Origin of the sequence: Streptomyces sp. B6B3 (assembly GCF_039871525.1) — a bacterium.
GTDB lineage: Bacteria > Actinomycetota > Actinomycetes > Streptomycetales > Streptomycetaceae > Streptomyces.
The window spans coordinates 32,871-42,784 of the sequence record NZ_JBDPLU010000039.1 but is presented as its reverse complement, the minus strand read 5'-3'; the positions used below and the strand labels follow the sequence as shown (position 1 = coordinate 42,784).

Annotated in this window: 9 protein-coding genes; 4 read left to right on the top strand and 5 right to left on the bottom strand. The window is 69.7% G+C overall.

Going from position 1 to position 9,914, the window contains the following annotated elements:
• The 4 genes from ABGB06_RS38170 to ABGB06_RS38155 form a co-directional block, all read right to left on the bottom strand.
• A partial coding sequence (locus ABGB06_RS38170) for a hypothetical protein (RefSeq protein ID WP_347599865.1) occupies nucleotides 1–1,042 on the bottom strand: 1,042 nt, incomplete at its 3' end.
• Nucleotides 1,043–1,054: 12 nt separating this feature from the next.
• Nucleotides 1,055–2,107 carry a pectate lyase gene (locus ABGB06_RS38165; RefSeq protein WP_347599863.1) on the bottom strand — a complete coding sequence of 351 codons (1,053 nt, stop codon included), beginning with the start codon at nucleotides 2,105–2,107 and terminating at the stop codon, nucleotides 1,055–1,057.
• Nucleotides 2,108–2,459: 352 nt separating this feature from the next.
• Nucleotides 2,460–3,095: a DUF4360 domain-containing protein gene (locus ABGB06_RS38160; protein WP_347599860.1), complete on the bottom strand. Its 636-nt coding sequence runs from the start codon at nucleotides 3,093–3,095 to the stop codon at nucleotides 2,460–2,462.
• Nucleotides 3,096–3,394: 299 nt separating this feature from the next.
• Nucleotides 3,395–3,805: a glycoside hydrolase family 95-like protein gene (locus ABGB06_RS38155; protein ID WP_347599857.1), complete on the bottom strand. Its 411-nt coding sequence runs from the start codon at nucleotides 3,803–3,805 to the stop codon at nucleotides 3,395–3,397.
• On the opposite strand from ABGB06_RS38155, the gene ABGB06_RS38150 reads away from it, so the two are divergent.
• Nucleotides 3,771–4,457, top strand: a complete 687-nt coding sequence (locus tag ABGB06_RS38150; protein ID WP_347599854.1) for an FCD domain-containing protein — start codon at nucleotides 3,771–3,773, stop codon at nucleotides 4,455–4,457. The genes ABGB06_RS38155 and ABGB06_RS38150 overlap by 35 nt on opposite strands.
• Before the next feature lie 814 nt (nucleotides 4,458–5,271).
• A complete protein-coding gene (locus ABGB06_RS38145) occupies nucleotides 5,272–6,285 on the top strand; it encodes a helix-turn-helix domain-containing protein (protein ID WP_347599851.1) in 1,014 nt (337 codons plus the stop codon).
• A gap of 19 nt (nucleotides 6,286–6,304) precedes the next feature.
• Here ABGB06_RS38145 and ABGB06_RS38140 read toward each other — a convergent pair whose 3' ends face one another.
• Nucleotides 6,305–7,279, bottom strand: coding sequence for a class I SAM-dependent methyltransferase (locus tag ABGB06_RS38140; RefSeq protein ID WP_347599848.1), 975 nt, complete (start codon nucleotides 7,277–7,279; stop codon nucleotides 6,305–6,307).
• Between the two features lie 433 nt (nucleotides 7,280–7,712).
• Between ABGB06_RS38140 and ABGB06_RS38135 the strand changes: the two genes are divergently transcribed.
• Nucleotides 7,713–9,272: an arylsulfotransferase family protein gene (locus tag ABGB06_RS38135; RefSeq protein ID WP_347599845.1), complete on the top strand. Its 1,560-nt coding sequence runs from the start codon at nucleotides 7,713–7,715 to the stop codon at nucleotides 9,270–9,272.
• A 152-nt stretch (nucleotides 9,273–9,424) separates the two neighbouring features.
• A complete protein-coding gene (locus ABGB06_RS38130; RefSeq protein ID WP_347599842.1) occupies nucleotides 9,425–9,913 on the top strand; it encodes a MerR family transcriptional regulator in 489 nt (162 codons plus the stop codon).
• Nucleotide 9,914 lies beyond the last annotated feature (1 nt).

Here is a 9,914-nt window from a genome sequence, read left to right as displayed (position 1 = left end):
GCCGAACGCCGACTGCGAGGGCGTGATCTCGCCGGGGCGGGACGCCGAACACGGGCCAGGCGCGTACGTGTTCCACATCGTCCAGGCCAGCTACACCGACGCGGGCGGCGCCGGCGGGGTCCGGGACCTGGCCCCCGGTCACCGGCTCTCCGGTCTCCCCTTCGAAGTGGTTGTCCGTCTCGAGGATGGAGCCCTCGGGACCCGAGTACTCGTTGGTCATGGGCTCCTCCACGTCCTCGAAGAAGTTGCCCTCGATCCAGCACGCCGAGTCGGCCTGGCAGGCCGGGCCGGTGTCGCTGTTGTCCAGGTAGTAGTTGTTGAAGATGTGCACCGGGGAGCCGAAGCGCGCCCGCGGGTTGCGCTGGGGCGTCCGGTCGTACCAGTTGTGGTGGTAGGTCACCCGCAGGTGCCCGGTGTCCTGGGCCGCGTTGTCGTCGTCGTGGCCCAGCAGCATGTTCTTCGTGTGGTCGTGCGTGTGGTTCCACGACACCGTGACGTAGTCGGAACCGCGCTTGATGTCGATCAGGCCGTCGTAGCCCTCCGCGAGGTCGTTGTGATCGATCCAGACGTGGTGCGAGAACATCTGCACGTTGATGGAGTCGTCACTGGCGTCGCGGAAGTTCAGATTCTGGATGATGACGTTGTGCACCGCGTCGGACGGCGGGTCGGTGACCGCGTCGTCCACCGGCAGGCCGACGTTCAGCCCGCCGCCGCTGATGCCCGAGTCCGCGCCGACGCCGACGATCGTCTTGTCGGAGCTGACGTCGTACATCCCGGCCGGCACCGTGATCATGCCGTCCACCCGCACCACCAGCGGTCCCTCGGAGGCGATGGCCTCGATGAGCCCGGTGGCCGTCGAGACGGTCACCTCGGGCCCGCCGGCGCCGCCGGTGGTGCCGTCCTGTCCGAGGGCGTCCACGCCGGCGAAGCCGATGGGGCTGCCGGCGGCTGCCGGCGCCGGCACGGCGGTGGCCTGGTGGAGCGCCGGGGCCAGGGTCAGGGTCAGCCCGGCGCCGAGCAGCGCCGCCGTGAGTCGTCTCATCGTCGACCCCGGTCAGCCGATGACGCCGACGCCGGCGCCCGCGGTGACGCTGTCGGGCACGGACTCGGGGTCCTCGACGGTGTAGTCGTAGTAGGTGTTGGGCTCCACGACCGTGCCGTCGGACTCCGGCTCGCCCGAGTCGACGTAGACGTTGTTCCGCTCGACCAGACGGCCCGGGTCGGACTCGAAGATCTGGATCTTGGTGGGCGACTCGACGGACTCGAAGTAGTTGCCCTCGACCAGCACGCCGGCGTCCATGGCGGTGGCCACGCCGTAGGAGTCGCCGCCGCTGATGCCCAGGTAGTAGTTGTTGAACACGTGCACCGGGTCGGCGAACCGGACCCGCGGGTTGCGCTCCGCGGTGCCGTCGAAGAAGTTGTGGTGGTACGTGGCCCGGAGGTTGCCCTCGTCCTGGCCGCCGTTGCCGTCGTCGTGGCCGATCAGCGAGTTCTTCTGCTGGTCGTGGAAGTGGTTCCAGGAGACCGTGACGAAGTCGGAGCCGCGCTTGATGTCCAGGGCGCCGTCGTAGGCGTTGGACAGGTCGCAGTGGTCGACCCAGACGTGGGTGGCGCCGTCGGTGATGTTGATGGCGTCGTCGTCCGCGCCCGTGAAGGTGAGGTTGCGGATGATCACGTTGTTGGTGCCGTCGACGTCCAGGCCGCCGTCGGTGATCCGGGCGGAGTCACCGACGCCGATGATGGTCTTGTCGGACGCGACGTCCTGCATCCCGTCCAGCGAGATGCTGCCGTCCACCTGGATGATGAGCGGCTCGTCGCTCTCCACGTACTCGACGAACGAGTCCGTGTCGGAGGCGGTCACCGTGTCGCCTCCGGTGCCGCCGGTGGTGCCGTTCTGTCCCTCGGCGTTGACGCTCGCGAACCCGATCGGCGTCTCCTCGAGCACGGCTCGCGGGAGGGCCGGCGTCTGGCTGGACTGCGCGGCGGGGGCCGCGGCCAGCAGCGCCGCGCCGACGGCCAGCGTCGTCGCGGCGGCGACCGCGACGGAGGTGGTCTTCCTTCCCGACCGACCGGAGAGAATTGTGGGGGCTCGTCCGATTAACCGCATGGGAATTACCCGTTCCTTTCCCGAGCTGGGATGAAAAGGCGGCTCGCCTCGTTAAGGAGTCAGCGGCGCTGGCCCGCTGACGGGTGGGCACGCTTCTCGGCGTGCGCGCACGGCACTCGTACGCGAGCTCGTACCTGATCGTGCACAAGTGAGAAAGCGCTTACTATCCGAGGACGGTAAGCGCTTGCTGAGTGCATGTCAATAGCCCGCGCACGCCCGTGCGGCGGCGTCGGGTCCGCCGGTGTGCCGGAGTCGGCGATTACTGGCCGGTACTTGTCGGTCCGCCGACCCTCCGAAACGCGACGCGCCCCCGGGGTTCGTCCCGGGGGCGCGTGTCAGAACGGACGTGTCGTCAGCACCGCTTCCAGGTCAGGTGGAAGGTGGCGGCCGGCACGTTCGTCGACTCCATGGCGAGGAAGCTCACAGCGCTGCCACCGGAGCTCCCCGAGTCGACCCGGAGCTCGGTGTTGATGTTGACGTTCCGCTGCTCGCCGCAGGGCGCCCAGACCAGCGCGCCCAGGTCGTCGTCGGAGACCTGCCAGTCATCGTCGTACGGGCCCTCGAACTCCCGCGACACCACCACGTCGTTCGTCGAGCCCTGGAAGTAGTGCGTGGCCTGCTGCAGGCCGGAGGCACCGTCCGCGAGGTGGGCGTAACCGCGGTAGTCCAGGCCGAAGATGGCGTAGGTGAAGCCGTCGGGGACGTCGACGGAGAGGTTGAGCTGGCAGTTCTTTCTGAAGTCGGCGGGGTCGGCACCGAGTCCGACCTGCGCCAGATAGTCACTGTAGGTGACGGTGAACGAGGTTCTGTCCGGGGCCACCGAGACCGCGGTCGTGCCGGCGGGGCAGCCGGAACCGTTCACGCCCTCGATGTTGACCCGCAGCTCGGTGGGCGCCTCGACGGGGGTCGGCTCACTCTGCGGGGTAGCGCCCAGCGCCGACGCGACGAGGGCGGTGACGGCTCCAGCCGCGGCAAGAAGTCCAGGCATGGTTCATCTCCGATCGGAGTAGAGGAATGCTCCCGACGTGGCAGTGCGCGTGCGAATTCCCAGCCCGATCTCGATCATTGGGAGCGCTCCCATCCTACGGGTCGACGCCACCCCGCGCAGCGACTTACGGCCAATGAGTGAGCGGTTCCGCTTAGCGAGGCGCCGTTTCTCGCCACCCCGGAAATCAGTCGTGCGCCGGCCCGTCGAACGTCGGAGTCGGGGAGTTCGGAGCGGCCGCGAGCCCGAAGGGGTCGGACCGGGCCGGGACGGGATGACGGTCCCGTCCCGGCCCGGGGCCGTCAGGCGGGAACGATCCGGTAGGCGGCGCCCGCCTCGGTCGGGAAGGCGACCAGGGTGTCCTCGGGGCGTTCCACCGTCACGGGGGCGCCGTCGGTGGTGGTGACGTCCACGCGGCCGGGGGTGCGCACCCGCGCCGGCGCCCCGTTGAGTGACCGGATCGTGGCCTCGCCGAGGCCGCCGCCGGCCCAGGCGATGTCGATCTCGAAGCCGCCGCGGGCGCGCAGGCCGGTGACGGTGCCGTCGGGGAGGGCGGGTGGCAGCGCGGGGAGCAGGTCGGTCTCGTCGGTGTGGGACTGGAGGAGCCATTCGGTGATGCCGGCGGTGGCGCCAGCCTGGTGGTCGGCGACATGGCGGGCCAGCAACTCGTCGTACGGGGTGTCCGCGGCGGCGGTCAGCGGATCCCGCGCCATCGAGCAGATCAAGTCCCTCATCGCCGAGGGCCGGTTGCGGCCGGGGGAGCGGCTGCCCACCGAGCGCGAGTTCGCCGCCCGGCTCGGCATATCCCGCAGCTCCATGCGCGAGGCGATCCGCGCCCTGACCGTGCTGGGCGTGCTGGAGGCCCGGCACGGCTCGGGCATCTACGTGACCCGACTCGAGGCGGGCGAGCTGCTGGAGACCCTCGGCGTGGTGGCCGACCTGTCCCGTGGGCCGCAGCTCGTCGAACTGCTGGAGATCCGCCGCCTCCTGGAGTCCGCCGCCGCGGCGATCGCCGCCGCGCGGATCACTCCCGAGCAACTGGACGAGGTGCGGGTGCACCTCGACGCGATGTACGCGACCGAGGAACCGGGCGACATCCTGGCGCACGACCTCGCCTTCCACCGGGCGATCGCGGCGGCCACGGGCAACGCCACCCTCGTCGCGGTCCTCGAAGGGCTGTCCTCGCGCTCCTTCCGCGCCCGGGTGTGGCGTGGCTACCGGCAGGAGGGCGCCTTCGACCGCACCCGCCACGAGCACGCCCGGATCCACCAGGCCCGGGAGGATCGTGACCCCGAGGCGGCCAGGGCGGCCGCGGCCAGCCACGTGCGCGGTGTCGAGGACTGGCTGCGTTCCCAGCTGGACTGAGGCGCGGGTCCAGAAATCCACGAAAGGGAAAAGTCGTTCCGGCGCCGGACGCTCATACCGGAGGCTTCCCGGCGACGCGTCGGCCCTGGACACGCGAGAAATCCCAGCGCCGCCCCGTCCGGAAACTCGGGCAGCCAGAGGCGCTCTGGACAGCCCAGAGTCGCCCCGGCTATCCTTTGCGAGGCGAAGCGTCCGGTTAACCCCGTGGACACAGGGGGATGGATATGCGGTCCGAGAGTGCCGATCCAGAGTTCACCCACGAGGTCCTCAGCGGTGATCTAGGACCATATTCTTTATGGGCTGAATATCTGGCAGCGCCCCTCATGCGACGGCACGGCGCGAAGCCTTCGCGGAATCGCTGACAGCGATCGCGTTCTCGTTCCACGACCCGCCGGTCGGCCGACCGGCGGTGGTCGTTGGCGTCGTCGGTTCGTTCGCTGACCACCTGGTTCCGGAGTGACCTCCTCCACCCGTCCCCGAGTTTCGGGGATTCCACGGGTCGCGCCCCCGACCAGGCGAACGTTTCGGCCTCGTCTCCGCGAAGGACTCCTGTCACCCTTCGGTGACATCGCATGCACATGAGGTGAGAAAGGTGAAGGATGCAGGGCGCTGTTGACGGTCCGGAAACACCTGGTTATTGTGCTGAGCACATTAAGTTTCCTCGTCGTGTGGAACTCCGTTTGCCCTCGCTTGCGGAGTCGTCTCCTCATGTCCGTCTGCTGACACCCTCGAGTTAAATGACCACCGTCATCGACCACCTCGACCAGCAGTTTTCGATCCATGGGGAAACGTGGGGGAAATACGGGGAGTGATAATGGCCATGGCAAAAGGCGGGCGCAGGGCGACCTATGAGGAGAGGTTATCGATATGCCGCCTGATCGAGTCGGGAGAGTCTCCCAACCAGGTGGTGAAGAAGTCCGGATTCGGACGATCGACGGTCTTCGGCTGGTGGCAGGCGTACCGGCGGTCGGGCCCCGAGGCGCTGCGGACCAAGCGCACTCCGGGACCGGCGGCCAACCTGAACGAGCGCCAGCTCGCCGAGCTGCGCGCGTTGATCGTGGACGCCGGCCGCCGCGGGACGTACGACGGCGGGAGGCTGTGGAGCAGGAAGCGTGTCGGAGAGATCATCGACAGCGTCTTCGACGTGCGGCTCTCGCCGGTGAGCATCGGGCGGGTGCTGTCCCGGATCGGCATCTCGCTGGCCGATCCGCTCACTCGGTTCAAGGCGACCGAGCCGGCGGCCAGTTGGCCGGACGGCGTGCCGGCCGCCCTGGGGGCCGAGGCGCGCAGGGCGGGTGCGGCGGTCTACCACGTCTGGTTGGAGCCGCTGACACCCGAACGAGGGGCCGCGGCCGGGGACGCCGCGCCCTCGGCCGGTGACCCAGCCGGATTCCTGCTGTTCTGCGCCGGCGGGGCGCACCGCGAGGTGCGCTTCCGCTCGGTCATCGGCGGCACCGAGGACGACGCGTTCATCCAGATGTGTGAGGCGCTGCTCCGGGAGGAGAGCCGGCCGGTGGTCATCATCACCGAGAGCAGCGACGCCACCCGTTCGCAGAAGACGGTGCGGTTCTTCGCCTCGACCAACGGCCGGCTGTCGCTGCTGCTGCTGGCGACGAACACGGATATCCGCCGGGAGCGGACCGAGGGCCGGGAGGAGGATTTCTGGCGGCTCACCCTGCACGATCCGCGGCGTGCCGTCGAGGACGACAAGCTGGTGGTCGTCAGCAGTAACCAGGAGTTGGACGACATCGAGCACGAACTCGTGCTGCGGCTCTTCCGCCGACGGCTGGACGCCGTGTTGGGGTGGGATGTGGGGGCGGAGGTCTGACGCCCGCCGCCCGCAATCGTCACAGGGGTTCGAGTTCGAAGATGACCTCGCCGAACGTGATGTTGATCCAGTATTTCCTGAGCAGCCGCCAACCTCCCGGTTCGAAGACCGACTCCCAGTCGGTCACGGTGGGCAGGAAGGCGGCCGACGAGTCCTGATCCAGCTCGAAGTCGAGGGAGAACAGGGGCAGTTCCTGGTCGGTGGAGTCGGCGGCCCGCGTCGCGTCGCCGATCAGGAATCTGCGCGTTCCCGGAAACTGGTCGCGCAGTCGCTGAAGCGTGTCGACGCATCTGTCCCGCGGCCAGAATTCGTGACCCATCAGAAAGCAGGTGAGCAGGTCGACCTCGGCGAACTCGGAAATGTCCTCCACGGTCCGCACGTCCGCCTCCAGAAAGGCGGCACGGTGTGCCAGGCCGGCCTCCCGCACCCGGGTGGCGGCCACGGTGAGCGCCGGGCGGAGGGTGTCGATGCCCATGGCCCGGGCCCCGGGGTGGCGGCGAAGGATCTGCAGGATCCGGTCGCCGCTCCCGCAGCCCAGATCGGCGACGAGCCGGACGTCGAAGTCGAACCCGTCCACGGCCTCCCAGAACCACGGGTCGTAGCAGAACTCGCTGGTCTCCGGCCGGTGCGCCGCGCGGCCCTGGTCGTCGGCCGCCCGGTCCGCGGGCGTCGGAAGCGGTCCGCGAACGCGTCCTCCGGTCAGCCAGCGGAGCAGGGAACGGGTCCGGTACACATCGTCGAAGTGGGCCCCGGGGAGCGCCCTGTCGTCGTCACGTCGCACCACCTCGACGGCGGACAGGGCGCTCAGTAAGCCCGCCGTCGACATCTCGTCGAGCTTCCGCTCGGCGGCGAACCGGCGCACGTCCAGGGCCCCGACGTCCTTCAACTCGTCCAGCACGCCGAGTTCCCAGGCGGCGCCAATCGCCGACGCCGCCCCCGCGGAGTTGTAGATGCGTGCCACCGCGCTTCCGGCGTCATCCGCGGATCCGCTCATGTGTTTCCTTCCACCGGCCCCGTACCGGACGACATGTCCAGGACAGAGCGAAGGTAAAACTCCCGGTGAGCGGGTGTCAATGACGCCGCCGGAGGCTTCCCCCGGTGTCTTCCCGAGTCCAGGAGAAGCGAAAGCGGGGGGCGCGAGCGGGTCCCGATCCGAGGGAACGCGCGCCCCACCCGGGCCCGTTTCGCCGTTCGGCGGGGACGCTCGGCTCCGGACTCGCGGTCCGAAAAACCGCGTAATTTGATAGGTCGTCAGTAAGCTCGTCCGACGTCCTCCGGGAGAATGTGAAGAAGCGTACCCTCCGGTTTTCTCTCACACCTTCATCACAACGTGCGATTGCCAAGATTTTAACGCCACTTCCGAGATATCGCGTTGTCGATCAGGGAATCTATGGCCGCAGGTGTGTCTCGCCTCCAGGGAGTGTTCCATGCAAGAAAGACGGCAGAGCGGAGGGCTCCTGCGTGGCTGCGCGACAGCGGCGGTCACCGTGGCCCTGCTCGCCTCTCCCGCCGGGCCGGTCGGCGCGGCGGAGCCGCCGGCCGCCGGACAGCGGGCGGCGGCGCCGGTCGGGGACTTCCACTCCCGGCCGGACCTCGACGCCTCCGAACTGACGACGACCACGACGGGGCGGGAGGCGCCCGGACTGCTGCTCACCACCCCCGGACACTCGGACGGCAAGGACTTCCGGGCCGCCATCTACGACAACGAGGGCGAGCTCGTCTGGCTGGCCGAGCCCGAGGACGGCCGGTTCCACGTCAACCTGGAGCCCGTGACCTTCCTGGGGCAGCCGGCCCTGGCGATGTACAGCGGGGTGCGGGACGCCTCGGGCGAGTCCGGGCGCGGCGAATGGCTGATCCTGGACACCTCGTACCGCGAGGTCGCCTCGTTCCAGGTGGACGGCTACCCCACGGACGTTCATGACATCGCGTTCAGCCCCGACGGCAGCCGGGTGCTGCTGATGAGCCACCACTCGGTGAGCCACGACCTGAGCCCGTACGGCGGGCCGGCGGACGCCACCGTGGTCGACACCGTCGTCCAGGAGCTCGACGTCAGGACCGGCGAGGTCACCTTCGAGTGGAGCATCCTGGACCGGGTACCGCCCACGGAGACCAGCAGGTCCCTGGCGAACCCGGCGACGAAGAGCGGGGCCTACCCGCTCTATCACGTCAACTCGCTGGACTACGACACCGACGGCGACCTGCTGGTGAGCGCGCGGAACACCGACACCGTGTACAAGGTCGACCACGACACCGGGGAGATCGTCTGGCGATTCGGCGGCAGCGAGAGCGACTTCGCCTTCGCCGATCCCGCCGACGCGCCGCGCGGTCAGCACGACGTCCGACGCCTGCCGGACGGGCGGCTGTCGATGTTCGACAACGGCACCAACCGACTCCCCGAGGAGTACTCGCGCGGCGCCGTCTACGAGCTCGACGAGGACGCCATGACGGCCGAACTCGTCGCTGACCTTCAGCCGGAGACCACGGTCTACTCCCAGACCCTCGGGTCCAACCGGCAGCTGCCGGGCGGCCACCAGCTGGTGTCCTTCGGCAACACCGGCCAGGTGGTGGAGTTCGACGGCGACCAGCCCGTCTTCACCGCCACCCTCGAAGAGGGGGAGATGACCTACCGGACCGAGCGGGCGGACTGGCACGCCACGCCGGACGCCCCGCCCGACGCGGTCCTCGGCGAGCCCGCCGAGGACGGCGGCCGGACCGTGTACATGAGCTGGAACGGCGCCACCGACGTGGCGCTCTGGCGGGTCGAGGCGGGCCCCTCCGAGGAGGACCTGAGAACCCTGGCCGTCACCCCGCGGACGGGCTTCGAGACGGCGGCGGCCGTCACCCCGCCCGCGGACGCCGACGTCTACCGGATCACCGCCCTCGGCCCCTTCGGGGAGCCGCTGGGCAGCCGCACCGCCACCGCCACCGCCACCGCCGTGCCCGAAACCTCCACCCCCCACACCCCCACACACGTCGAGGGCTCCTGAGAGACGACGCGTATCCCCGTGGCCGGGCGGCTCACCAGGCCGTTCGGCCGCGGGACTCGTCGTCCCGCACCGTCCGGTCGCCTGCCCCCGCTCCATCCCCGCCCGGACGGGCCCTCGTTGACGCGGAGACAACTTTGCAAGTTAATGTCAACATGAACTCAGGCATCGACGAGGGCGCGACCGGCGGCGCGTCCATGCGCATCGGGGAGCTCGCCGGCCGCTTCGGGCTGGCCCCGCACGTGCTCCGGCACTGGGAGACGATGGGGCTGCTCACTCCGGCGGCCCGGGTGAACGGTCGGCGCCGCTACACCCGGGACCATCTGGTCAGGGTGGCCACCATCGTGCGCGGCAAGGCCGGTGGGCTGAGCCTGGACCAGCTGCGCGAACTGCTCAACGCCGCGGGTCCTGACGAGCGACGGGACCTGCTGCGGCGCCAGCTCGCCGAGCTGGACCGACGGCTGGCCGAGCTGCGCGGCTCCCGGGCGCTGGTCGAGCACGCGCTGTCCTGCCCGGCCGAGGACCTCACCCGGTGCGACGGCTTCCAGCGCATCGTCGCCGACCTCTCGGGGCTCCGCGACGAGGCGGCCGGCGACCGCGCCGTGCCCCCGGAGCGGACGCATCACGCGCCGGGGGCCCCGTGAT